24 protein-coding genes are annotated in these 24,364 nt (G+C 35.9%); 9 read left to right on the top strand and 15 right to left on the bottom strand.

Annotation, left to right across the window (positions count from 1 at the left end; all coding sequences use genetic code 11):
• Positions 1-43: 43 nt before the first annotated feature.
• Positions 44-640, bottom strand: a complete 597-nt coding sequence (locus AC27VX_RS02180; protein ID WP_300691514.1) for a superoxide dismutase — start codon at positions 638-640, stop codon at positions 44-46.
• Positions 641-858: 218 nt separating this feature from the next.
• Positions 859-2,703, bottom strand: a complete 1,845-nt coding sequence (gene rho, locus AC27VX_RS02175) for a transcription termination factor Rho (RefSeq protein ID WP_236856965.1) — start codon at positions 2,701-2,703, stop codon at positions 859-861.
• A 143-nt stretch (positions 2,704-2,846) separates the two neighbouring features.
• On the opposite strand from rho, the gene AC27VX_RS02170 reads away from it, so the two are divergent.
• The 4 genes from AC27VX_RS02170 (at position 2,847) to AC27VX_RS02155 (ending at position 6,800) form a co-directional block, all read left to right on the top strand.
• Complete coding sequence (locus AC27VX_RS02170; RefSeq protein ID WP_236856964.1) at positions 2,847-3,236, top strand: DUF4293 family protein; 390 nt, start codon at positions 2,847-2,849, stop codon at positions 3,234-3,236.
• Positions 3,237-3,414: 178 nt separating this feature from the next.
• Positions 3,415-4,335 (top strand): M28 family peptidase, encoded by a 921-nt coding sequence (locus AC27VX_RS02165; protein ID WP_236856963.1) that lies wholly within the window; start codon positions 3,415-3,417, stop codon positions 4,333-4,335.
• Between the two features lie 259 nt (positions 4,336-4,594).
• Positions 4,595-6,433 (top strand): ABC transporter ATP-binding protein, encoded by a 1,839-nt coding sequence (locus AC27VX_RS02160; RefSeq protein ID WP_488693644.1) that lies wholly within the window; start codon positions 4,595-4,597, stop codon positions 6,431-6,433.
• A 19-nt stretch (positions 6,434-6,452) separates the two neighbouring features.
• On the top strand, positions 6,453-6,800 hold the full coding sequence (locus AC27VX_RS02155; RefSeq protein WP_300688954.1) for a DUF1801 domain-containing protein: 348 nt from the start codon (positions 6,453-6,455) through the stop codon (positions 6,798-6,800).
• 49 nt (positions 6,801-6,849) lie between these two features.
• Here the strand turns inward: AC27VX_RS02155 and AC27VX_RS02150 are convergent, their stop codons facing one another.
• From AC27VX_RS02150 to rsfS, 9 genes are all read right to left on the bottom strand, one after another.
• Complete coding sequence (locus AC27VX_RS02150; RefSeq protein WP_488693642.1) at positions 6,850-8,661, bottom strand: hypothetical protein; 1,812 nt, start codon at positions 8,659-8,661, stop codon at positions 6,850-6,852.
• Between the two features lie 182 nt (positions 8,662-8,843).
• Complete coding sequence (locus AC27VX_RS02145) at positions 8,844-9,164, bottom strand: helix-turn-helix domain-containing protein (protein ID WP_300688959.1); 321 nt, start codon at positions 9,162-9,164, stop codon at positions 8,844-8,846.
• A gap of 1 nt (position 9,165) precedes the next feature.
• A complete protein-coding gene (locus AC27VX_RS02140) occupies positions 9,166-9,579 on the bottom strand; it encodes a transposase (protein ID WP_488693640.1) in 414 nt (137 codons plus the stop codon).
• Positions 9,580-9,680: 101 nt separating this feature from the next.
• On the bottom strand, positions 9,681-10,670 hold the full coding sequence (locus AC27VX_RS02135; protein ID WP_488693638.1) for a helix-turn-helix transcriptional regulator: 990 nt from the start codon (positions 10,668-10,670) through the stop codon (positions 9,681-9,683).
• A 446-nt stretch (positions 10,671-11,116) separates the two neighbouring features.
• Positions 11,117-11,773: a phosphatidylserine decarboxylase family protein gene (locus AC27VX_RS02130; protein WP_236856956.1), complete on the bottom strand. Its 657-nt coding sequence runs from the start codon at positions 11,771-11,773 to the stop codon at positions 11,117-11,119.
• 4 nt (positions 11,774-11,777) lie between these two features.
• Positions 11,778-12,650 carry a phosphatidate cytidylyltransferase gene (locus AC27VX_RS02125; RefSeq protein ID WP_236856955.1) on the bottom strand — a complete coding sequence of 291 codons (873 nt, stop codon included), beginning with the start codon at positions 12,648-12,650 and terminating at the stop codon, positions 11,778-11,780.
• A 24-nt stretch (positions 12,651-12,674) separates the two neighbouring features.
• The gene (locus tag AC27VX_RS02120; protein WP_236856954.1) at positions 12,675-13,256 is read right to left on the bottom strand and encodes an LUD domain-containing protein; all 582 of its coding nucleotides are present in this window, start codon (positions 13,254-13,256) and stop codon (positions 12,675-12,677) included.
• Between the two features lie 134 nt (positions 13,257-13,390).
• A complete protein-coding gene (gene ftsH / locus AC27VX_RS02115) occupies positions 13,391-15,412 on the bottom strand; it encodes an ATP-dependent zinc metalloprotease FtsH (protein ID WP_488693635.1) in 2,022 nt (673 codons plus the stop codon).
• Positions 15,413-15,429: 17 nt separating this feature from the next.
• Positions 15,430-15,798 (bottom strand): ribosome silencing factor, encoded by a 369-nt coding sequence (rsfS, locus tag AC27VX_RS02110; RefSeq protein ID WP_236856952.1) that lies wholly within the window; start codon positions 15,796-15,798, stop codon positions 15,430-15,432.
• A gap of 87 nt (positions 15,799-15,885) precedes the next feature.
• Here rsfS and AC27VX_RS02105 point away from each other — a divergent pair, with 87 nt between their 5' ends.
• A complete protein-coding gene (locus AC27VX_RS02105) occupies positions 15,886-16,602 on the top strand; it encodes a biotin--[acetyl-CoA-carboxylase] ligase (protein WP_300688972.1) in 717 nt (238 codons plus the stop codon).
• Here AC27VX_RS02105 and AC27VX_RS02100 read toward each other — a convergent pair whose 3' ends face one another.
• From AC27VX_RS02100 to AC27VX_RS02085, 4 genes are all read right to left on the bottom strand, one after another.
• Entirely contained in the window at positions 16,603-17,715 is a 1,113-nt protein-coding gene (locus AC27VX_RS02100; protein WP_236856950.1) for an LptF/LptG family permease, read from the bottom strand.
• Positions 17,716-17,722: 7 nt separating this feature from the next.
• A complete protein-coding gene (gene tgt, locus AC27VX_RS02095; RefSeq protein WP_236856949.1) occupies positions 17,723-18,853 on the bottom strand; it encodes a tRNA guanosine(34) transglycosylase Tgt in 1,131 nt (376 codons plus the stop codon).
• A gap of 68 nt (positions 18,854-18,921) precedes the next feature.
• Complete coding sequence (locus AC27VX_RS02090) at positions 18,922-19,290, bottom strand: DUF4296 domain-containing protein (protein WP_236856948.1); 369 nt, start codon at positions 19,288-19,290, stop codon at positions 18,922-18,924.
• An 85-nt stretch (positions 19,291-19,375) separates the two neighbouring features.
• Complete coding sequence (locus AC27VX_RS02085; protein WP_488693632.1) at positions 19,376-20,092, bottom strand: polyprenol monophosphomannose synthase; 717 nt, start codon at positions 20,090-20,092, stop codon at positions 19,376-19,378.
• A 242-nt stretch (positions 20,093-20,334) separates the two neighbouring features.
• On the opposite strand from AC27VX_RS02085, the gene AC27VX_RS02080 reads away from it, so the two are divergent.
• From AC27VX_RS02080 to AC27VX_RS02065, 4 genes are all read left to right on the top strand, one after another.
• Positions 20,335-21,003, top strand: coding sequence for a DUF4271 domain-containing protein (locus tag AC27VX_RS02080; RefSeq protein ID WP_262912501.1), 669 nt, complete (start codon positions 20,335-20,337; stop codon positions 21,001-21,003).
• A 12-nt stretch (positions 21,004-21,015) separates the two neighbouring features.
• On the top strand, positions 21,016-21,756 hold the full coding sequence (locus AC27VX_RS02075) for a uroporphyrinogen-III synthase (protein WP_236859546.1): 741 nt from the start codon (positions 21,016-21,018) through the stop codon (positions 21,754-21,756).
• 168 nt (positions 21,757-21,924) lie between these two features.
• Entirely contained in the window at positions 21,925-23,973 is a 2,049-nt protein-coding gene (locus tag AC27VX_RS02070; RefSeq protein WP_488693630.1) for a S9 family peptidase, read from the top strand.
• A complete protein-coding gene (locus AC27VX_RS02065) occupies positions 23,970-24,311 on the top strand; it encodes a hypothetical protein (protein WP_236856945.1) in 342 nt (113 codons plus the stop codon). The genes AC27VX_RS02070 and AC27VX_RS02065 overlap by 4 nt, the downstream gene beginning before the upstream one ends.
• Positions 24,312-24,364 lie beyond the last annotated feature (53 nt).

Genomic DNA, 24,364 nt, shown 5'->3' with positions numbered 1-24,364 from the left:
TTCAGAATAAATCTGAACCTTTTCATTTTATAATAGCTGAAAATTATTTGTTGAATAATTCCTCTACTTTATCCCAGTTTACTACATCGAAGAATGCAGAAACATAGTCAGGTCTTCTGTTTTGGTAATTTAAATAGTAAGCGTGCTCCCAAACGTCTAATCCTAAAACCGGAGTACCTTTAACGTCTGCAACAGGCATTAATGGGTTATCCTGGTTTGGAGTAGAAGAAACAGATACAGAACCGTCCGCATTTTTTACCAACCAAGCCCATCCTGAACCGAATCTTGTTTTAGCAGCCTCAGAAAAATCAGTTTTGAATTTTTCTAGACCACCATAATTTTCGATAGCAGCTTTTACATTTCCTACAGGCTCTTTACTACCTCCCGGAGTTAAAATAACCCAGAATAAAGAGTGATTGAAGTGGCCTCCCCCATTGTTTCTTACTGCTGGCTTATCTGTTCCTGTCTGGCAGATTTCTTCGATTGTTTTTCCTGCAAGCTCAGTTCCTTCAATTGCTTTATTTAAATTGTCAATATACGCCTGGTGATGCTTTGTATAATGGATTTCCATAGTTTTAGCATCGATAGTAGGCTCCAATGCATCATATGCATATCCTAGTTTTGGTAATTCAAATGACATAATATTTATTTTTAATGTTATACTTCAAAATTAGCCAATATTTAAGGGATTATCAAAGATTGTGGATTACTTTAATAAATCTTTAACATTGATATATTGATTTAGAATGAATTATTTTTTTTAAAATATTCGTATTTAATCTTCATTTAATCTCTGAAAAACTAAAAAGCACGGATCATACTGTATGATCCGTGCTTTTTAGTTGATAATAATTAAATTTATTTATTCATAGACATCAGGAATTCTTCATTATTAAGAGTTCCTTTGATATTCTTATTTACAAATTCCATAGCTTCAACAGGATTCATTTCAGAAAGGTATTTTCTAAAAATCCACATTCTCTGAGAAGTAACTTCATCCAGAAGGAGATCATCTCTACGTGTGCTGGAAGAAATCAGGTCAATAGCAGGATAAATTCTTCTGTTAGCAATTTTTCTGTCTAGCTGAAGTTCCATGTTACCTGTACCTTTGAATTCTTCAAAGATTACTTCATCCATTTTAGATCCGGTATCAATCAATGCAGTTGCAATGATCGTTAAAGATCCTCCACCTTCGATCTTTCTTGCTGCCCCGAAGAATCTTTTCGGCTTGTGAAGTGCATTGGCATCTACTCCACCGGAAAGAACTTTACCTGATGCAGGAGTCACTGTATTGTACGCTCTTGCCAATCTCGTAATAGAGTCTAATAAAATAACGACATCATGACCACATTCTACCATTCTCTGTGCTTTTGCAAGAACAAGGTTGGCAACTTTAACGTGTTTTTCTGCTGCTTCATCAAATGTAGAGGCAATAACCTCTGCATTCACACTTCTTTCCATATCAGTAACCTCTTCCGGACGTTCATCAATCAAAAGAACCATCATATATACTTCCGGGTGGTTGGCCGCAATAGAATTAGCGATGTCTTTAAGCAACATTGTTTTACCTGTTTTAGGCTGGGCAACAATCATTGCTCTTTGTCCTTTACCAATAGGTGCAAATAAATCCACAATTCTTGTAGAGATCGTAGATCCGTTTCCTGTCAAATTAAATTTTTCTTCAGGAAAAAGGGGGGTAAGATACTCAAAAGCAACACGGTCCTTGATGAATGCAAGGTCACGTCCGTTCACTTCTGTAGGTTTTAATAATGAAAAATATTTCTCACCTTCTTTTGGAAGTCTCACAATTCCTTTAACTGTATCTCCGGTTTTCAGACCATAATTTCTGATCTGCGCTGTAGACACATACACGTCATCAGGAGAAGAAATATAGCTAAAATCTGAAGAACGTAAAAATCCGTAGTTGTCCGGTAAGATTTCCAAAACACCTTCAATGCTAACCATTCCGTCGAAATTGAATTCTCTTTTATGGTCCTGGTGCTCCTCTACCTTTTCAGAATGCCTGTTTTGATTCTGGTTCTGATTTTGGTTTTGGTGCTGGTTTTGATGCGGATGTTGATTTTTATGTTGGTTTCCACTGTTCTGTGGATGGTTGTTCCCTTTTTGAGGTCTGTTAGCCTGTTGTTGCGCTTGTGGTTGCTGAGGGGGATTATTAGGCTTTTCTTCGGTCTGAGCAGACTCTTGGGGTTCTGTGTTTTTTGGAGCTTCTGTTCTTTCCTGGGCTACTTCTGTATTAGCTGTGTTGGTAGGAACTCTTTTTCTTTTCTTTTTTGCCTGAGCTGCAGCTGATGTTTCTTCTGCCACTACCACTGCTTCGGCTTTTTGCTCCTCGGGTTTAATTTCTTCAGAAACCGGTATCTTCTCTTCTGCTTTTTCCTCTTCTATAGGTTCTTCTGGAGCTTTTGTATTTGGTTTTGGCTTGGCTGCTGTTTTCTTGGGGGCAGCTTTTCTTGCCGGGGCTTTAGCAGGTTTTTCTGCTGGGGCCTCTTCAGTGGTTATACTGGTGGTTTCTGTGGCGTTGAAATAATCTTTTGCAACTTTAGGGTTAGAAGCCTGAAAGTCAAGAATAGCAAAGATTTTGTCATTTTCATTGCTGGTTCTTGCAACTTTAACGCCCAAATCTTTTAAGATTTTAGTCAGTTCCGTTACGGATTTTGACCTTAACGTTTCTATGTTAAACATATTTATGTAAAAATGTAATTAATTGTGAGTAAGAAAAGTAAGTCCGGTGACTTTGGTTTTCAAGTACATTGTATAATGCAAATCTACACTTATTTTTGAATTGTGCAAAATTTATGTTATTTTTGCCAGGAATTTAATATTCGATGCTACAGAGAATACAAAGTATATGGACCTTATTAGCAGTTTTAGCTGCTGTTTTCCTTTTTATAACGGGACAGGATGTTGTCATTTCCGACAGTATTCCTCTCCTTAATATTGCTTGCATAGTGCTTGTTATCACTGGCGCATTAAGTATTTTTAGTTTTAAAAACAGAAAAAGACAAATTTTGCTGAATACCATCAGCATCATTATAAACGCTTTGTTGATTGGTGTATTGGCGTACTGGTTACTAAACTTATCCGGAGGAATTCAATTTCCTGAGAAGGGTATTGAGCCGATTTTCCCATTGATCGCGATAATATGTCTGCTTATTGCAAACATATACATCCGTAAAGATGAGAGGCTCGTAAAATCTGTAGACAGACTTCGATAACCTTACAACGATTTTTTGAGTAAGAACAGCTTCTTTTTAGGAGCTGTTTTTTATTTTTATATGATCTCTGATTATCCATTTTTGCCGGCATAATCTCCACAGGTTAATTAATTTATGTAATTTCATGCAACTTTTAAACAAAAAGTACGACAGATCGTTCAACTCTTAATTAAAGACAATGAAAAAGCTCACTTACCTTACTTTATCTCTCTTCTCTATAGTATCCTCTGCACAGGAGGTTTCACAGGAAAGGGTAAAAACCATTCTTTCAACTCTGGCATCAGACGAAATGAAAGGCCGTGAAATAGGAACTCAGGAAAATGAAAACGCAGCTAACTATATTGCCAAGCTTTTTAAAGAAAACAAACTGGAATACTGTACGGGAAATTCTTACCTGATTCCCTTTGACTATAATGGAAAAACAGTTTACAATGTCTGTGGCGTAAAAAAAGGAAAAACGGACAAATATCTTGGCTTTTCCGGGCATTTTGATCATATCGGAACCAGCAATAAAACGGGTGATAATATTTATAACGGAGCAGATGACGATGCCAGCGGAATTACAACTTTAGTAGGAATTGCTGATTATTTTAAGAATAAAAAACCTGAATTCTCAATGGTTTTCATGGCATTCAATGGAGAAGAAAAAGGAATGCTGGGATCAAAAGCGATTTCAACAGATACCAATCTGGATCCTATCTATAACAAAATGACTGCTCTTTTCAATTTTGAAATGGTAGCTACAGAATCTCAATGGGGAAAAAACGCTTTGTATATGACAGGAGACGGATTTTCAGATTTGGATGAACTCTTTAACACGTATGCTGTAAACGGATTAAAAATAAACGCTGATCCCTATGCAAAGCAGCAGCTATTTTACCGTTCAGACAATGTAAGTTTTGTAAAAAAGAAAATTATTGCTCATTCATTTTCAACAGTTGACATGACAAAGGCTACTCATTATCACCATGAAAATGATGACATCAACATTGTGGACTTCAATAATATGACTCAGATCATCAATAATTTCGGGCAAACTTTGGATAAACTGAATCCCAAAAATTTCACTCCTAAATATAATGATCAGGTAAAATTTTAATTCATGATTATAGTAGTAAAACCGTCTCAATGGCGGTTTTTCATGCATTTATTATCGCTTAATGAGCCATCCCTTCAGTTATTGATAACAGGCTTATAGATTCCTTTCTGTTTTTATGATCAAAAAAGAATATAGAATTAAAAGAGAGGCATTTGTAACAAAAAAATATGTTTTGAAACATATCAATTAAAGTAAAACAGGATTAAGAACGTCTTATCTTTTAATTTTACGTAATTTTGCTATCCAATTTTTTCATTGAATGAACGAATATAAAAAAATCTTAAAGTTCGCGAGACCGCATCAAAAATACATCTACGGAAGTTTATTTTTCAATATCCTATATTCTGTATTTCAAATTGCCTCCTTAGGAACTATTTTACCCGTATTAGGGATGCTTTTTGGGACCATCAAACCTGAAAAATACGAGACTGCCCCTGTTTATTCAGGAGAGTTTCTTGATTTTTTCAGCTATATAAAAGATTATTTAAATTATTCTATTCAGAATTTAGTAGCTGAATATGGTACCCTGAAGGTTCTTGCATGGCTTTGTATCATAACGGCATTTATGTTTCTTTTAAGAAATATTTTCAGATATCTTGGTGCTTTCCTATTAATCAACTATCGTGTAGGCGTTACAAAGGATCTTCGTGGAGCAATGTATAGAAAAGTACTTTCTTTACCTGTTTCATTTTTTACTGACAGCAGAAAAGGAGATCTGATGTCCCGTATGTCGAATGATGTGGGAGAAGTTGAAGGCAATATTTTAGGAAGTTTAGTGGAGCTTATTAACGCTCCTTTCATGTTGATCAGTACCTTGGTCAGCTTATTCATCCTAAGTCCTGAGATGACCCTTTTCTCTCTATTGGTACTTCCTGTGATGGGAACAATGATTGCCTTAGTGGGGAAAAGTCTTAAAAAAGATTCTCATGAAGCACAAAATGAAATGGGAACCATCTTTTCTATAGTAGATGAAACACTGAAATCTTCGAAAGTCATTAAAATTTTCAATGCTGAAAAGATAATGGACAATCGTTTTATGCAGTCTATGAATAAGTGGATTTCAAGTTCAATCAGCTTAGGAAGAAAGAAGGAATTAGCGTCTCCGATGAGCGAATTTTTAGGTTCTATTACCTTTTTGATTATCGCATGGTATGGAGGAAAACAAATTATTGTTGAACAAAGTATCTCTCCAGCGGATTTCTTAGTGTTCTTAGGATTATTTTTCCAGATCCTGCCTCCGGCAAAAAGCTTATCCACTTCTATTTCCAACGTACAAAAAGGGGAAGCTTCTCTGAAAAGAGTACTGGAAATTCTGGATGCAGATGTAAAAATCGAAGAAATTGCAGAGCCTGTTTCTATTACGACCCTTAAAGATCATATTGAATTTAAAAATATCGGATTCTACTATGACAAATCCAATCTGATTCTTAAAAACTTTAATCTAACGATTCCTAAAGGAAAAACCGTTGCATTAGTTGGACAGAGTGGAAGTGGAAAAACAACTATAGCTAACCTTTTAGCAAGATTCTATGATGTTCCGGAAGGAGAAATTCTGATTGACGGAACAGATATCAAACATTTAAAATTAAAAGAATACCGACAGCTTCTCGGAATGGTGACGCAGGAGTCTGTTTTATTCAATGATTCTGTTTACAATAATATCCTGATGGGTAAACCGGATGCAACCAGGGAGGAAGTTATCACAGCGGCTAAAATTGCCAATGCAGATTCCTTTATTACCGGACTTTCTGAAGGGTATGACACCAATATTGGAGATGATGGAAATAAACTTTCCGGAGGACAAAAACAAAGGGTTTCTATTGCACGGGCAGTATTGAAAAATCCTCCAATCATGATTCTTGATGAAGCTACATCAGCCCTTGATACAGAATCTGAAAGATTTGTACAGGACGCTTTAGAAAAAATGATGGAAAACAGAACTTCTTTAGTAATTGCCCACCGACTTTCAACTATTCAAAAAGCAGACTGGATTGTCGTGATGGAAAAAGGAGATATCGTAGAGCAGGGAACCCATTATGACCTTATTGCTAAAAAAGGAATGTATAACAAGCTTGTTGAGCTTCAAAACTTTGACTAATTTTTTAATTTAATTAAAAATGAATCCTATACAAGAGTACTTCTACAGAATTAAAGAACCTGAAAGAAGTACTCTTTTATTTTTGCGCAAAAAGATCCTGGCATCCGATACTGAAAACATTACAGAAACCTTTAGCTTCGGGCTTCCTTTTTTCAAGTATAAAAAGAAAATGCTGTGCTATTTCTATTACAGCAAAAAATACCAAAAGCATTACCTAAGTTTTTATCACGGTGACAAACTCGATTATCCTGAGCTGATCCAGGATGGCAGAAAGAAGTTTAAGATTCTTCTCATTGATATGGAAGAAGATCTTCCAGTAGAATTTATATTAAGCCTTACAGAAGAGATTAAAAGATATATAAAATAAAAACTCCGGCACGAATAATCGTACCGGAGCCTTCTTTAAAAACCTTTTATCATTGTGTGTTTATTCCGTTGAATTCTGCCTTTTTAATTGCCCAGGCAAGAGCATTTGCGTAGAATATTGAGTTGTATACATTCATTTTATAAGCAGTAGCACCGTTTCCATAATTAGGTTTAGCAATTGGCTTATAGTTCGTATCTGCATAGAAAGGGCAAATCGTATCTGAGGTATTTGGAGAAGCAACTGTTCCACACTGAGAGTTGAATCCGCCATCTCCTGCCCAGATGAAGTTTAGCGTGTTATGCTTAAATGCAGTTACACGGCCTACCGTTCCTGATGGTGAAGCAGTAGAGATATTGGTATCTCCTGAATATACCGTAATTTCGCTTGAAGGCAGGCCAGTTGCATACGTTGTAGAAGAAGCATCTTCTCCCCATTGCAATCCTCTTATATCTCCAAAAGGACCATTCAGGATTTCATCATTTGTCAGCGGTAGTTTATAGACAGCTCCCGCACTGTTTACACTTCCGGTGTTTACAGATCCGTCAAAAACATTTCTGAAAAGATTCTGCATTCCGCTGTTACTTTCAGAATAAGCAATGATGACACCCCCTTTTATCAGATAATTTTTTAGCACCTGTGCTTCCGCAGCATTCATTCCCCACGCATATCCTATTACAATAATATCTACAGGATTGGCTCCCGTTGTCCAACTTGTCAGCTGTGTAGCATTCGGGCTGTCTGTACCGTCTATAATCTGATCCCATCCTTCATATTTTACGATGCTGTTTGCCAATGTTCCAAAATTAGCGGCGGCTTTAGTCAGCATACCTGATGGAGAAGTCCCCGATACATTATATCCACATCCGTTTGGTGCTGTTCCAATGGCTAAAAGCTTTTTCTTTGGAACAACTACAATCACATTTACCGTACATGTGGTGGAAACTCCTCCCTTACTGTCCGAAGTAATGGTCATTGTTTTTAAAGTGGTTGAAGTAGGTGTACCCATCCCCTGCAAAGTGATATTCTGATTTCCCGTAGCAGTAAATGTACCTGAAGCATTAAAGGAAATTCCGTCAACCGTGTTGGTTGTAATGGTATAGCTACCCAATGCTGAAACATTTACAGGTAACGTAATGGTATTAGAAACTGCAAGAGTAGTTCCCACCTTATACACACCATTTACTGTTGCACTTCCGCAGCTCATTGTGTAAGTTGCTGCCGGGCTCAGCACAGAAATAGAAATTGCAGGACTACAGGTAACCACTGTTCCATTAGCTTCAAGTGCAATATTATCTGTCTGAATATTCAGAGGAATCCCCTGTCCTGGTATTTGTATGGTTTGTACTCCTGTATTGAGAAATACTCCTGTTCCGTAAAAGTTATATCCGTTTGTAGTCGTTCCGGAAATAGTATAATTACCAACTTTTGTTATATTGACAGCAATACTAAGGTAATTGGAATTGGTAAGTTCTTTACCTTTCACATAGCTTCCCATTGCTTTGGAAGAAGAACAGTCTACCGTAAAAACAGCCTTACCCATCTGCCCGCAGACACTTTTCCATTCATTATCTGCTAAGCTCCAGTAATTGAAGCAGTCTTCAGTAGTATTGTAAATCGTCAAACCATCATCTTTGGACTGATTGATTGTGATCGCATTTCGCTGCGCTTCGGTAAGCCTGGGAATCAGTACTCCTTTGTTGTTATTTCCTGAAACTACATCCAAAACGGAATTCGAATTGGGGAAAGTGGTATTAATACCTACAGCTCCGTTATTGGCCTGTGAATAAGATTTTCCAAAAGTAAAGAGCAGCGCTATCAGCAAAGCCCTGATCGGGAGGATTGTAAATTTTGTTTCCATCATTTATAAGTTATAATTGTTTAATGATTAAAATTTCAACATAAGTCATTTAACCATCACAAAGTTATCATTCACAGATAATTACAAATCAATTCCACCTACGCAATGCTACTCACGCGTAATAAAACTCACAAATGTTAATAATTACTTATTTAAAAAGGACAAATACAAAGATGGGCTGATCTTCAAATTTTAAAAATAGCTTTCCATTTGGTAACTGTATTTCTACTTATTTTAAAATGGCTGCTCAACTGTAGGTTGGTAAGTTTATTCTTTTTCTGATAGCTGAGAATTTTTAAAATTGATTCTTCATCATAAGAGCGAAGCCTTTGATTATTAAATCCGACATCATATTCCGGCTGTCCAAAAACCATTTGATTAAAATTCACAACATCAATAGCCGAATGCAATCTTTCCAGCCGATGCTTAATGCTAATATCCATTAATTTCTCAGGAAACTTTTCCTTAAGAATATCCGTATAAATCTGTTTGTAATCCGGAATCATATTATATTTTTTTCATCCATTTATATAAGGTCGTTTTGGGAATTTTGTACCGTAGAACAACTTCATTGGCGGTCATTTCACCATGTGCTATTTTCTCAAGTATAAAATCTTTTACCTCTTGCGTATAGACATTTTTCCTGAAGACCATTGTGTTTTTCTTTTCGCTGACTGTGTTATCAACTCTTGACGGAGGAGCATACAAGATAAGATGTCCGCTATAAAATCTGAAGAAATCAAATTTTAAAAGTTTACACCATTTCAACAGAATTTCAGTGTCAATGCTTTTCTCATTGTACATTTTTTCCACATCCTCTTCTGCTCTATCTAAAAATCTGCTGATTCTTTCTATCGGGATCTGATACTCTTCCACTTTGGATCTGATCAGACTGCCAATATGGATGTTTTTAATATTCATTGCATTATTTTCAGGTAAAATTATTGACCAACAGGCCAACAAATACCATAAAGCACTACTCAACACTACTTATAAGTATTAAAACTCAAAGTAGCCAAAATCTAAATTTTAATGAGAAAACTATTGATGTTTACTTCAGAAGAAATATTCAGTTTTTTTCGTATTCTGTATTTTTTACTTTCTACAGCACGGATACTGTTATTGGTACATTGTGCTATTTTCTTCGTATCAAAATCAAGTTTCATCAACGCACAGAAATACAGTTCTGAATGAATAAGATTTGGGTTTATTTTTAAAATATCCGGGATAAAGTGAGGAAAAAACACCTGAAATTTTTCAAAAAACATGGAAGAATTAGCTTCTGCAAGGTTCAAAATTTCCTGAATGTTTTCCTCTGAGAGATGATTGATCAGCATCTGATGTTTCATCAGTTCAGCATTCGTCTTTATAAGATCTTTAATGGTGGAATCCTTCTCTTTCCGATCTGTAATCAGCCCTTTAATAAGCGAATCTTTCTGAGTAATAAAAACGATATCCATCAGGAAAGATGCAATAGAAAATAAGATATTCAGCAGCTTTATTGTTTTAAAGTCCTGCTTTTCTATAAATCTGCTTTTGGACAGGAAGTCAAAATCAAAGTACAGGCACACAATAAAATTAATGCTGATCATGAAAGTAATGAAGAAGATAGAAAATGCATCTTTTTTATAGTTCAGAAAAAATGGAACAGCAAACAAAAGACAAAAATAAAAATATTCTACCCCGGCATTTTTGTAAGTGTAAATATTAAAAAAACTCACAATAAAGGTAAGTAAAACAAAGATACTGATAATGGCAGTTTTCAATACTTTTCTGAACCGTTTCGTCTTTCCCTTTATTGCCATTAGAAACAACCAGAAAAAAGTAATCACAGTAAGAAATATGGAAACAAACATATCTCCAAAAAAAGTAATAATAAAGATGGAGTAAAACAGAAATATGAAAAAAAGTAAAAGCAGATAGCGGTTAATAAGATGCAGATAATTACTTTCAAAATCATCTATTGTCTCAGCTTCGTCATTGATCACCTTAAAGAAAAACTTATAAATCATCTTGTTATTGTTTTTTACTCTTTCACAAACTTAAGTTGGCATTTGTACTCCTGAAAGCATAAAGTTCCCAATATTAACAGCCTTTTATGCAAATAAAAACCTACAATAATGAAATATGTCAGTCTTTTTTTAGCATTATCATTATAAAGAATATGATTAAGGTGTTTTTCTAGTTACAATTTACTAAAAATCAATATTAAAATTATCAAATGAAATACAATTTTTGATAAAAATTAATATGCTTTTACCTCACATCAATTAAAAGCATTAGCTTGTGTTTTTAAGCCGCAAAATTATCTATCCAAACAGGAAAAGCATCAACCTTCCAATACGCAATAGTACTCATGCGTAATTAAACTCAAAACAATCAAATGAACTCATATATCCATCAAACAAAAAAGAGAGCCTTTACAGCTCTCTTTGTACTTTTATCTATAATAAGAATTTTAATTTTCTTTCAGCTTGGCAATCACATCCAGACCTCCTTTTGTAATATCTCCGATCTTACAGATGATCTCAGTATCTAAAGGCAGGAATATGTCCATTCTCGAACCGAATTTGATGAATCCGAACTCATGTCCCGCTTTTGCATTATCTCCTTCATTACAATAGAAAACAATCCTTCTTGCCACATATCCTGCAATCTGTCTGAAAACTACCTTATGGTTGGTTAAAGTTTGTACAGCCATTGTTGTTCTTTCATTTTCTGTAGAAGACTTTTCGTGCCATGCTACAAGATACTTTCCAGGGTGATACTTTTTATAAATCACTTCACCTGAAACAGGATACCTGCAGATGTGAACATTCAGTGGAGACATGAAAATAGAAACCTGAATAGCTTTCCCTTTTATAAACTCGTCCTCTTCCACTTCTTTGATCATGACTACTTTTCCGTCCACCGGAGCGATCACATTTTCTTTGTGGTCAAGAATAGTACGGTTTGGCACTCTGAAAAACCAGAAGACTAAACAATAAATAACCAGCAAAGGTACGATGATCAACAGGGACCATATTTTAAGGAAATAAATTGCTAATGCTCCCAATATAATAAAAAGTATGGTCGCTACAGTAATCGTTCCTTTTGATTCTCTATGTAATTTCATGAGACTAAATAAATTTTTCTAAAATAAAGTACAAATATACGACAGGAACGCAGATAATAAAACTATCCAGTCTATCTAAAACTCCACCATGCCCCGGAATGATGTTTCCGCTGTCTTTTGCACCGAAATTTCTTTTCAGCTGGCTCTCTACCAAATCGCCTAATGGAGCAAAAGCTGCTACTAAAAACCCGACAAACATCCAGTTTCCTCTAAGCTCCGGCTGATAATGTTCTATGAAATAAGATAAAACCAGCGTTAAAACAACACCTCCAATATATCCTTCCCAGGTTTTTTTAGGCGAAATCTTGGGTGCCATCTTATGTTTACCAAAGAATTTACCTACCAGATAAGCAAAAGTATCACTACTCCATATCAGGATAAACAGAAAAAGAACTTCCAAAGTAAAAGTGTCATTATAACTGGAAAACTTAGGCAGGCCTAATGCAAAACTGAACGGCAGAGCCACGTAAATGACCGTAAAAATCAGCTTCCCGCTGTCGAAGTATAATTCGTTAGGATATTTGAATAAAGTAAGCACAGCAATCCCAATCAGGGCCAATGCTAATATTTCGCTCAACCTGAAGTCAAAAAAGAAATCATGATTGAAGTATCGTTTTGAAAAAATATAAAATATAAAAATAACCAATGGATATACTACCCATTTTTCATATCCGTTTCCGAATTTCATGATCTTTACACACTCCCAGGTACCTACAATAAGCAGAAGGCACATCAGTGCATGATAAAGATACTGCTGTTTGATAAGGCCGGGAGAGATATTATTGATCAGTTGTGCTCCCCAGGGAGTTGAACAAAGAATAATGATAGCAACATAGACTATACCGGAAATGGTTCTTTGAATGAGATTTTTGTCCAAAATTTAAAATTTAGAAGTGGGTGCTTAATCTTCAAGCAGTAATAAAAACAGTTTCACATTAGAATTGGAAGAACTGTCCATTTTAGACTGGCTTCCACTGATGGAAGTAAGGTTCTTGATATTTCCATTTCTTTTTATTTTCCCCATGGCATCGTTCAGATTGTTGACAATCTGAGAAACATTGGCAATGATGATTATTTTCTCCGGCAGCCTTGAAGAGTGATAGTGAAGAATATTGTTATGTGACAGCATGATCCTGCCATCATAAGCAATGAGATACTCACAAGTAATAAATGCAGCATCATTAGATGGCTGCAGTTCTGAAGTATAAGAAGTCTTCACAACGTTCAAAAAGTTCTGAAGTTCTTTATCCCAGCAAAAAAGATTGCCAATATTTTCTATTTTGACAATTTGATTTAAAGTCTGTAGAGCTTCCGCTTCATCTGCACAATAATTAAAAAATCCCCCCGAATGCGTAAATAATTGCGCAAACTTATAGTCAAGATCCGCATTTTTCAGCGAATCCCCAAGCTTCTCCAGGCTCTGTTTGTCTTCTTCCTCAGGCTGGTTGGTAAGTTTGCTTACAATCCTCTTGAATAAATTCAACTTAATCTATTTTTAGTCAACTTTATACAAAAATAGAAAATAAATTACAATAGAGTCCTAAATATCTGTTTAAATATGAAAAAACCTGACAATTTTGAAGTTGTCAGGTTTTATTAAAGTTATTTTTAAGAGTATTAAAGCTGTGTCGGGCTTTCTGGAGCCTGTATTTCACTTTCTTCCTCTTTCTCTTTGATCTGAGGTATATCCAATGCTCCCGGAATATCTTTTACAGGAATTGTATTGGTAACTGGTCTCTCCGTCAATTCAGGATCCCACGCTCTCTTTCCGAATATTTCCTCCAGATCTTCACGGAAGATTACTTCTTTTTCTAAAAGCTTATTGGCTAAAGCATCAAGTTTATCTTTATTTTCATCAAGAATTCTTACTGCTCTTTCATACTGATTTTCGATGATTGACTTAATCTCTACATCAATTTTAGTAGCAGTTTCTTCAGAATAAGGTTTTCCAAAAGAGTATTCAGACTGGCCTGAGCTGTCGTAATAAGAAATGTTTCCGATATTCGGGCTTAAACCATAAATCGTAACCATTGCCTGTGCTCTCTTAGTAACCGTTTCCAGGTCAGAAAGTGCACCTGTAGAGATATTATTGAAGATCACCTGTTCTGCTGCTCTACCTCCTAAGGTAGCACACATTTCGTCCAGCATCTGTTCTGTTGTAGTAAGTTGTCTTTCCTCCGGAAGATACCATGCTGCACCTAAAGAACGTCCTCTTGGAACAATCGTTACTTTTAAAAGAGGTGATGCATGCTCTACCAACCATGAGATTGTAGCGTGACCTGCCTCATGATAAGCAACTCTTTTCTTTTCAGATGGCTTGATGGCCATGTTTTTCTTTTCAAGACCTCCGATGATTCTGTCTACAGCATCCAGGAAATCCTGTTTTGTAACAGAGGTATGGTTGTATCTTGCAGCAATAAGTGCTGCTTCATTACAAACGTTAGCAATATCTGCTCCACTGAATCCAGGGGTTTGTTTGGCCAAGAAATCTCTGTCAACATTATCGTCCAGCTTAATTTTTTTCAAGTGAACATCAAAAATTTCTTTTCTTTCATGTAATTCCGGAAGGTCTACATAAATGGAACGGTCAAAACGTCCTGCTCTCATCAAAGCCTTATCAAGGATATCTGCTCTGTTGGTGGCTGCCATAACAATTACGTTCACATCTGTTCCGAAGCCATCCATTTCCGTAAGAAGCTGGTTCAGGGTATTTTCTCTTTCATCGTTTCCGCCTGAGAAGTTATTTTTCCCTCTTGCACGTCCGATAGCGTCTATCTCATCAATAAAGATAATTGCCGGAGATTTTGCTTTTGCCTGTGCAAAAAGGTCTCTTACTCTTGAGGCACCTACTCCTACAAACATCTCTACGAAATCAGAACCTGAAAGTGAGAAGAACGGAACTTTAGCTTCACCTGCAACAGCTTTTGCCAATAAGGTTTTACCTGTTCCCGGAGGACCTACTAAAAGCACACCTTTAGGAATCTTACCTCCAAGTTTAGTGTATTTTTCAGAGTTTTTCAAGAAATCAACTACTTCCTGAACTTCTTCTTTAGCACCTTCCAGTCCTGCAACATCTTTAAATGTTACCTGAATTCTTTCTTTTTCGTCAAAAAGCTTTGCTTTAGATTTCCCGATAGAGAAGATTTGTCCTCCGGGGCCTCCTCCACCGCCCATCTTTCTGAAAAGAAGGAAGTAGAATAATCCTAAAATGGCGATCCAGATTAATGCAGACACTAAGATATCGGCAAACGGGCTTTTACCTGTTCCATAATCTTTAGAAGTCTTAATCACCGGATTTTCAGCTTTTATCTGCTCAAATTTCTGAAGGAAAAGTTGAAGGTCTCCATATTTTACAGAATAATCTGCTTTAGGAGCCATTTCGAATGCAGAAAGAGGGTTATTTTCTTTAGCGGTTTTGGCAACCGTTGCCGATTTGGCCTCTTTGGTAAGGAAAACATCAGCTTTCTCTATGTCTTTGTATATAATTATATTTTGGACTTTCCCCGCCTGCATTTCTCTAAAGAAACCATCTTCATCAATAGATTTTGCACTGTCACCTCCAAGGAAATTGGAGCCAAAGAATAGCAAAAGAGCTATGATTGCAATAGGAAAGAACCAGTTGAATCCTTTATTATTCATTTATACTTTTTAAAATTTTACAATTCATTTTCAATTTTGGTGATAACTGCGTCACCCCAAAGCTCTTCTATATCATAGTACTCACGTACATCTTTCTGAAATATATGAACTACCACGGAAACGTAATCCACAAGTACCCACATTGCATTTTCCGTTCCTTCAACGTGCCAAGGTCTGTCTTTTAAGTCGTTTCTAACTTTCTTCTCAACGCTTCCCGCTAATGCCGAAACCTGCGTATTTGAGTTACCACTACATATTACGAACGTTTCTGCCACGGAGTTTTCAATGTTGGAAAGATCAAAGATCATGATATCTTCACCTTTTACATCCTGGATAGCTTCAACGATTTTATCTATTAATGCTTGTTTTTCTGCTGTTTTATTCATTAAAAAAATACTATAATCTGCAAATTTATTGTTTTTTCTTTACTTTAACCTTACTTTTACCCCCTTAATGTCTTAAAGTTTTCTTAAATGAGCCAACTCTTCTATCTGAACGAATGTTCTTCTACTAATGACGAAATATCAAAGTTTTTACTTTATGAAAATTCAGATTTTATAGGATTGCATACTTTTAATCAAACTAAAGGCCGTGGTCAGTATGGAAATGTATGGACTCAGACTGCCGGAAAAAACCTAGCTTATACGCTGGCAGTGAATACTCAACACATTCTGTGCTCCGACTTTATATTCAATTATTATACCGCAATTATTGTCCGGGATTTCCTTGCCAAATTGGCTGATTCTGATGTAAGAATTAAATGGCCGAATGATATTATCCTTAAAGGTAAAAAAATCGTTGGAATTTTAATAGAAAAGAAAAAAATTAATCAAAATAATTACTTCATTATCGGAACCGGAATTAATATTCTACAGGATAAATTTGATGAAATATCAAATGCAGGGTCGCTTTTAACTCAAACTGGGGTACAATTTGACCTTGAGGAGGTCGCTTTCAATTTTCATACTTATCTGTCTGAAAAACTTAAAAATATACCATCTGATCAGGAAATACTGGAAGTCTTTAATAAAAGCCTCTTCCGTAAAAATGAAATCTCAGTTTTTGAAATCGGAAAACAAAGACAAAATGGCATCATCCGACATGCAGACGAAAAGGGTGAGCTCTGGATCGAACTGGAAAATGACGGATTACGCCCGTTTTATCATAAAGAAGTAAAACTCCTTTATTGATTATTGATTTGCTCTTTTGATATACAGGTATAGGGTAAGCGGAAGAAATACGAGGTTAGGCAGCCACATCGCTAATGCAGGAGGCAGACTCTTATTTTCTGATACTACTTTTAAGGCTTCAAATGAAAACACGAAAATAAAGGCCAGTGAAATCCCTATCGCCAAGTTGACCCCAAGTCCTCCTCTTTTCTTTTGAGAGGATAGTGAAAGGGCTAAAAAGGTCAGTATAATAATAGAAACAGGCATTGACGTTCTTTGATGAAGTTCATTCAGATAAGAATTCAGGTTTCCGTTTCCTCTTGCTCTTTCTCTTTCAATAAATTTTAAAAGTTCGGGAGTGGTTTTATTTTGCCCTAAAAGCTCATTTGGAAAGAGTTCTTCGGGTGAATGTCCATAGTTTTTTCTAAGCTCTATGCCGTTATTCAGCTTTTCAGTATTGTCTTTATTGATTGTTTTTTCGAAAAAGTTATTTAAGACAAACTGTTTTTTAACATTATCCCAATATACATCACCGGCTTTCAGCTCATATACCATTCTTCTGTCTTTATCAAATTTCTGATAGACGAAGCTAGAGCCTCTTTTTTCTCTTTTATTCCATGAGTCAACAAAGATATATTCTGTTCTGCTCAACTGCGAAGAGGCAGGTGCCGTTCCCAAAATCTTTTCTTTATTGGCCGCATTATAGGTATAGGCTTCGAGTTCATTTTTCTTGATATTCGCCCAAGGAAGAACCATATGGTACACCAAAAGGGACATCAATGCAATTAAAATAGAAGTATATAAATAAGGTTTTGAAAACCTGTGAAAACTTGCTCCACTACTGATAATAGCTACAATTTCGGTATTATTCGCCATTCTGGATGTAAAATAAATCACCGAAATAAAGACCAGAATGGAAAGAAATGTCACCACAAGATTCACAATCCAAAAAGGATAGAAATGGATCAGAAAATAGGTGAGGTCAAGTTTTGCATCAATGGCCTTCGCATTTTCTATCCTTGGAATCTTCTGCTGAACATCGATAACAAGTACGACTATAGACAAAAGAACCAACATGAAACTGAAAGTTCCAAGGTACTTTTTGATGATATATTTGTCTACAATTTTAAGCATAATTCTCTTAAAGTCTTTGTCTAAGAACTGGTATTACAGAATTTTTCCACTCATAGAAGTCTCCTGCAAGAATGTGTTCTCTTGCAACTTTTACCAAATCAAGATAAAATGCAAGGTTATGGATTGAAGCAATCTGCTTTGCCAGGTATTCTTTTGATACAAATAAGTGGCGAAGATATGCTTTTGAATATTCACGGTCTACGAAGCTGGTTCCAAATTCGTCCAGAGGCGAAAAGTCGCGCTTCCATTTTTCATTTTTAAGGTTCATCACCCCCTGCCATGTGAAAAGCATTGCATTTCTTGCATTTCTTGTCGGCATTACACAATCCATCATATCGATTCCTAAACCGATGGATTCTAAAATATTCCATGGAGTACCAACTCCCATCAGGTATCTTGGTTTCTCTTTTGGAAGAATATCTGTCACTTCATCAGTGATTCTGTACATTTCTTCCTCAGGCTCTCCAACGGAAAGTCCTCCGATAGCATTTCCTTCAGCACCAGCTTCAGAAATTACTTCTGCAGAAATTTTTCTTAAATCAGAATATGTTGATCCCTGAACAATTGGGAAAAGTCTTTGCTTGTAGCCGTAAAGTTCAGGATTTTCATTCGTCCAGTCGATACATCTTTTCAGCCATCGGTGGGTAAGCTCCATCGATGATTTTGCCTGATTATATTCACACGGATATGGTGTACATTCATCAAAGGCCATGAAAATATCGGCTCCGATCTGTCTTTGGATCTCCATTGATCTTTCCGGAGAAAACATATGATAACTTCCATCGATATGAGATTTGAATCTCGCACCTTCTTCGGTCATTTTTCTGTTGCTTGCCAATGAAAAAACCTGAAAACCTCCGGAATCGGTAAGAATCGGAAGATCCCAGTTCATGAATTTATGTAATCCACCTGCAGCCTCCATCGTTTCCATACCGGGACGAAGGTAAAGGTGATAGGTATTTCCCAGAATAATCTGAGCTTTAATGTCTTCTTTTAATTCTCTCTGATGAACTGTTTTCACACTGGCTACAGTTCCCACAGGCATAAAAATAGGAGTTTGAATCTTCCCGTGATCTGTGGTAATCTCCCCTGCTCTTGCTTTTCCCTCAGAGGTTTTTTCTATATTAAAAAATTTCATCTCTATACTTTTTTAACCCGCTGTTTTACCTGCGTTTTTTGTAGAATAAGAAGTATTCTGCCTGATAATTACCTTACCATAGTTGGCATACTTCCATTCTGTTTTATTTTATCCTTTACGTATTTATCAGCTTTGGGATCTTTCTTCAATAATATTTCCTGTGCATCGTTGGCGATCCCTTCCATTTTTTCTTTAATCACGTAATATTTAAAGCTTTCTATAAAGTCTTCAGATTTCACATGATGAGATGTAAGAACCGCTCTTGTCCCAGCTTCCATATTTTTGTCCTGATACATAAAGATTGCCTGATCATTGATCGCAAGATCTGCCATAATATCAGCCATGGTCCCTTCATCGATCAGATTTTTAGGCTTATCAATATAATCACTGCATGAAACCAGTCCCAGCAAAACGAAAATGAAGATCAGTTTTTTCATCAGTTTATTTTTATATTTTTCAATAGTCTGAAGAACTTCGCATATAAATATTTCCCTGTATGAGAAGCATTGACTATGCTGTGTTTCATAATCTATTGATAATGGATTTCCATTTTAAGTTTAAAACTCCAAATACTGCTTCATGAATAATCCCTCCGTTCATTTTGCTTTCTCCTAAAATTCTGTTGGTGAATATAATAGGTACTTCTACAATTCTGAAGTTCTTTTTATAAGCTCTGAATTTCATTTCTATCTGAAATCCATATCCTTTCAGCCTTACATTATCCAGGCCTATTTCTTCCAGTACTTTTCTTGAAAAGCAGACAAACCCGGCTGTGGTATCATGAATAGGTAGTCCTAAAACAAATCTTACATATTTGGATGCAAAATAAGAAAGTAAGACTCTTCCCATAGGCCAGTTGACTACATTCACTCCTTTTGAATATCTGGACCCGATGGCCATATCAGCATTCAGGCAGGCTTCAAAAAGTTTGGGAAGGTCATTAGGATTATGCGAAAAATCGGCATCCATCTCAAAGATGTAATCATAATTGTTTTCCAGCGCCCATTTAAATCCATGAATATATGCTTTCCCCAATCCATCTTTTGTATGTCTTACGGACAGGTGCAGATAGTGCGGATTTCTCTTCTGCAATTCCTTCACCATCTCTCCCGTTCCATCCGGAGAAGTATCATCTACTACTAAAATATGAAAGTCGTCCTCCAATGCAAAAACCGCGGAAATAATATTTTCAATATTTTCCTTTTCGTTATAAGTTGGGATAATGACTAGTTTTTTCATTTCAGTTTGCAAAGATAGTTTATTTAACCTTTTTATTTTATACAAAATAATCTATAATTTTGCAAAAATATTTCTCACGGATTAAGGGAATGAAACAGAAACTTTTACTGAAAGAATCTGAATAGTACACAAAATCGGCGGGAGCATATATTTAAGTTACAATTTTCACAGATCAGGCAATAAGAAAATCTATGCCAGACTATGCTTTTGAAATTAAATAAAAATTAAAAAAAAAATAAATTTTGCCGTCATCACAAAACTTCATCAACCATGTAAGAATACCTGAGAACAATGACTGGGTAATCTTTATACTCGTAGGCTGTATATTTTTATATGTTTTTATGATGAACATTATAGAAAGGGATGCCAGTCTGAAAGATTTTCTGCTTCAGAAATATTTTGATGCAAGCAACAACCTTCCCAGCTGGATCATCACCTCGTGTGTAACGACTCTTACTTTGTCTGTTTTAGTTTCACAGTACATCCCGATAGTCCCTAAATACATTGCAGACCTCCAGCTTTTTGGATATCAGCTCAATAAATTTGGCTATACCCTTATTGCGATACTGTTCTTTTATCTGACAAAATCTACATTAGGTTTTCTATTTTACCAAAGTATAGGTGACGGAAAAAAATGGTCTATTTTTTATTTTACCTCCACTAAGTTTTATTTTATACTGTCATTTTTGCTGATAATCCTTTGTGTAGCGCACTATTATTTCCCTATAGACAGAAATAGGATCTTTCTATATTATTTCTGCTTTTTTGCTTTTGTGTTCATATTTAAAGTTTTTTTCTATTTATTTCACAAGAACAAGATTCTTCCAGAGAAATGGTATTATAAATTTTTGTATATTTGCACCCTCCAAATCGCACCATTATTATTGCTTTGGAAGTTGTTATTTTTTTAATAAATGTCAATGATGAGAATAAAGTCTATATTGGTTTCTCAACCAGCGCCTAGTGAGTCTTCTCCATATTTGGATATAGCGAAGAAGGAAAAAATAAAGATTGATTTCCGTCCATTTATCCACGTCGAAGGAGTTGACAATAAAGAACTTAGAACACAGAAGATTGATCTAACGCAGTACACAGGTATTATTTTTACCAGCAAGAATGCAATAGACCATTACTTCAGACTTGCAGAGGAACTTCGTTTTGCTGTTCCTGATACGATGAGATATATCTGCCAGTCGGAAGCAATTGCCAACTATCTTCAAAAGCATATTGTCTACAGAAAAAGAAAAATCAGTTTTGGGGAGAAAAACTTCTCGGATCTGCTGCCTCTTTTCAAAAAATTCCCAAGTGAAAAATATCTGTTGCCATCTTCAGATGTTTTAAGCCCGGATATTGTAAAAACTCTGGATTCTTCGAATGTAGAATGGACAAGAGCAATCATGTACCGTACTGTATGCAGTGATCTGACAGATATCAACATTCAGGATTATGATATGCTGATTTTCTTCAGCCCGCAAGGAATCAAGTCTCTACAACAAAACTTCCCAGACTTCAAACAGGATGAAACAAAGATCGGTGTTTTCGGAAACACAACTTTGGCTGCTGCTGAGGAAGCTGGATTAAAAGTAGACTTAATGGCTCCTACGAAGGAAACACCTTCCATGACAATGGCTCTTGAAAAGTTTATTAAAGCACTTCATAAATAGTCTTTACTATAAAAATACGATCAACCGTCTTTTCAATACAGAAAAGATGGTTTTTTTTTACCTAAATTTGAACAAGAATTAACATTGAATGAACTGTCTTTGCAAATCATATTTTTCAAAAGAAATAGACAAAGCATATCCTATTCAATAAAAAATTAAAATATACGGATGAAAGCCCCACAAGCAAAAAAAATAGAAAAAATATTAGAAACCCACGGCGACAGAAGAATTGACAATTACTTTTGGCTCAATGAAAGAGAAAACCCTGAAGTCATCAAATATCTTGAAGAAGAAAATGCTTACGAAGAATTCATCATGAAAGACACAGAAACTCTTCAGGAAAATCTTTTTGAGGAGATGAAGGCCCGCTATAAAAAAGATGACGAATCACTTCCTTACATCTTTAATGAATACTGGTACATCGTAAGATATGAAGAGGGTAAAGAATATCCAATCTTCTGCAGAAAGTATAAAAGCCTGGACAATCAGGAAGAAATTGTTCTTGACGTGAATATCTTAGCCGAGGGAGAGGAGTTCTTTGAAGTAGGAAGTGTGGCTGTAAGCCCTAATAATGAGCTGACGTCCTTTTCTTCAGATAATGTAGGAAGAAGAATTTACACGTTAAACTTTAAAAACTTAAAGACCGGAGAAATTCTTCCTGACACGATTCCGAACACTACAGGAAAAGCTGTATGGGCTAACGATAACAAGCATGTTTTCTATATCAGAAAAGATAAAAACCTTCGTGCATTCCAGGTATACAGACACCTACTGGGGACGGATTCATCTGAAGATATTCTTATTTTCCATGAAGAAGACGAGACTTTTGATGTCAACGTATTCAAAACAAAATCTTTACAGTATATTTTCATCGCAAGTTCAAGTACTATTTCTGATGAGCACCGCTTCATCCCTTCAGATAATGTATTCACAGACTGGACTATTATCCAGCCAAGAATAGATGATCTTGAATATTCTGTTGAGCATTATGAGGATGAATTTTACATCATTACAAATGCCGATGATGCTACAAATTTTAAAATTGTAAAAACAAAGATCGCCAACTGCGGTATGGAAAACTGGGTAGATGTTATCCCGCACCGTGCCGAGGTTTTGCTGGAAGGTTTTGAAATTTTCAGAGATTATCTGGTTCTTGAAGAAAGAGAAAAAGGACTTCTTCAGATCAAAATCATTGATGAAAAAACACAGGACTCATATTACCTGCCATTCTCCGATCCTACCTATACCTGCTATATTGGGGTCAATCTTGAATTTGACACAGAAGTTTTACGTTATGGCTATACATCATTGACACAGCCAAGCTCAACTTACGAGTACAACATGAAGGAAAAAACGACAAAGCTCCTGAAACAGCAGGAAGTTTTGGGCGGAAACTTCTTCCCGGAAAACTATATTTCTGAAAGAATTTGGGCAGACTCCAGAGACGGAGAGACTAAAATCCCTATTTCTTTGGTGTACCACAAAGACACCAAAAAAACCGCCGATACCCCACTCCTATTATATGGATATGGAAGTTACGGCCATACCGTAGATGCCAGTTTTTCCAATGTAAGATTGTCTATTCTGGACAGAGGATTTATCTACGCTATCGCCCACATACGCGGAGGAGAGTACCTGGGTAGAGAGTGGTATGAAGATGGAAAAATGCTTTATAAGAAAAATACATTCTTTGATTTCATTGATGCAGGAAAATACCTGATAAAGGAAAATTACACTTCGTCCAGACATATATACGCCATGGGCGGAAGTGCAGGAGGACTTTTGGTAGGAGCTGTAGTGAACTATGAGCCACAATTATTCCACGGAATAGTAGCACAGGTTCCTTTTGTAGATGTAGTTACCACAATGCTGGATGATACTATTCCTTTGACTACCGGAGAATATGATGAATGGGGAAATCCAAATGATAAAGAATATTATCATTATATGAAAGAATACTCTCCTTATGACAATGTAGAAGCTAAAGAGTATCCACATATGCTGATCACTACCGGGTTCCATGATTCTCAGGTACAGTATTGGGAACCTGCAAAATGGACAGCAAAGCTAAGAGAGGTAAAGACAGACGATAATATTTTAGTATTTAAAACAGATATGAGCTCCGGGCATGGAGGCGCAAGCGGAAGATTTGAATCTTTGAAAGAAGACGCATTGGAATTCGCATTTTTATTAAAATTAGAAAATCAAAAAGAATGATCAACGAAGCTGAATATTGGAAAAAAGTAGAACAATTCTTTGAAGAAAATTTCCAGACTGAAAAAAATCCGCCCATTGAAACTATATTATTTTTAATTGGACTTCAGGAACTGGGAAGTGGTCAACAAAAATATACGAAAGACGATAAATTAAATATTCTTCATATAGCGGTTTGCAGATTATTGGAACCGTTTGGCTATTATAAATTTACGCATTACGAAGATGGATGGCCACATTTCGAAAAAATAGAGGGCTTGCCTGAATTAAGACCCAATGAGCAGTCATTGCTTATGAAAAAGGCAATCATACAATATTTTCAGGACGAAGAACTGTTATAAAAATAAAGCTTGGATATTTTTCCAAGCTTTTTATATTTAAAAACACAGTTCAA

This window comes from Chryseobacterium sp. 14P4.3.2 (genome assembly GCF_057799275.1).
This window is presented reverse-complemented; position numbering and strand designations above follow the sequence as displayed.

What these genes read in the sequence shown, in the direction of transcription:
- AC27VX_RS02180 (WP_300691514.1), bottom strand. Translation starts at nt 640, where the DNA reads ATGTCATTTGAATTACCAAAACTAGGATATGCATATGATGCATTGGAG.
- rho (WP_236856965.1), bottom strand. Translation starts at nt 2,703, where the DNA reads ATGTTTAACATAGAAACGTTAAGGTCAAAATCCGTAACGGAACTGACT.
- AC27VX_RS02170 (WP_236856964.1), top strand. Translation starts at nt 2,847, where the DNA reads ATGCTACAGAGAATACAAAGTATATGGACCTTATTAGCAGTTTTAGCT.
- AC27VX_RS02165 (WP_236856963.1), top strand. Translation starts at nt 3,415, where the DNA reads ATGAAAAAGCTCACTTACCTTACTTTATCTCTCTTCTCTATAGTATCC.
- AC27VX_RS02160 (WP_488693644.1), top strand. Translation starts at nt 4,595, where the DNA reads ATGAACGAATATAAAAAAATCTTAAAGTTCGCGAGACCGCATCAAAAA.
- AC27VX_RS02155 (WP_300688954.1), top strand. Translation starts at nt 6,453, where the DNA reads ATGAATCCTATACAAGAGTACTTCTACAGAATTAAAGAACCTGAAAGA.
- AC27VX_RS02150 (WP_488693642.1), bottom strand. Translation starts at nt 8,661, where the DNA reads ATGATGGAAACAAAATTTACAATCCTCCCGATCAGGGCTTTGCTGATA.
- AC27VX_RS02145 (WP_300688959.1), bottom strand. Translation starts at nt 9,164, where the DNA reads ATGATTCCGGATTACAAACAGATTTATACGGATATTCTTAAGGAAAAG.
- AC27VX_RS02140 (WP_488693640.1), bottom strand. Translation starts at nt 9,579, where the DNA reads ATGAATATTAAAAACATCCATATTGGCAGTCTGATCAGATCCAAAGTG.
- AC27VX_RS02135 (WP_488693638.1), bottom strand. Translation starts at nt 10,670, where the DNA reads ATGATTTATAAGTTTTTCTTTAAGGTGATCAATGACGAAGCTGAGACA.
- AC27VX_RS02130 (WP_236856956.1), bottom strand. Translation starts at nt 11,773, where the DNA reads ATGAAATTACATAGAGAATCAAAAGGAACGATTACTGTAGCGACCATA.
- ftsH (WP_488693635.1), bottom strand. Translation starts at nt 15,412, where the DNA reads ATGAATAATAAAGGATTCAACTGGTTCTTTCCTATTGCAATCATAGCT.
- rsfS (WP_236856952.1), bottom strand. Translation starts at nt 15,798, where the DNA reads ATGAATAAAACAGCAGAAAAACAAGCATTAATAGATAAAATCGTTGAA.
- AC27VX_RS02105 (WP_300688972.1), top strand. Translation starts at nt 15,886, where the DNA reads ATGAGCCAACTCTTCTATCTGAACGAATGTTCTTCTACTAATGACGAA.
- AC27VX_RS02100 (WP_236856950.1), bottom strand. Translation starts at nt 17,715, where the DNA reads ATGCTTAAAATTGTAGACAAATATATCATCAAAAAGTACCTTGGAACT.
- tgt (WP_236856949.1), bottom strand. Translation starts at nt 18,853, where the DNA reads ATGAAATTTTTTAATATAGAAAAAACCTCTGAGGGAAAAGCAAGAGCA.
- AC27VX_RS02090 (WP_236856948.1), bottom strand. Translation starts at nt 19,290, where the DNA reads ATGAAAAAACTGATCTTCATTTTCGTTTTGCTGGGACTGGTTTCATGC.
- AC27VX_RS02085 (WP_488693632.1), bottom strand. Translation starts at nt 20,092, where the DNA reads ATGAAAAAACTAGTCATTATCCCAACTTATAACGAAAAGGAAAATATT.
- AC27VX_RS02075 (WP_236859546.1), top strand. Translation starts at nt 21,016, where the DNA reads ATGAGAATAAAGTCTATATTGGTTTCTCAACCAGCGCCTAGTGAGTCT.
- AC27VX_RS02070 (WP_488693630.1), top strand. Translation starts at nt 21,925, where the DNA reads ATGAAAGCCCCACAAGCAAAAAAAATAGAAAAAATATTAGAAACCCAC.
- AC27VX_RS02065 (WP_236856945.1), top strand. Translation starts at nt 23,970, where the DNA reads ATGATCAACGAAGCTGAATATTGGAAAAAAGTAGAACAATTCTTTGAA.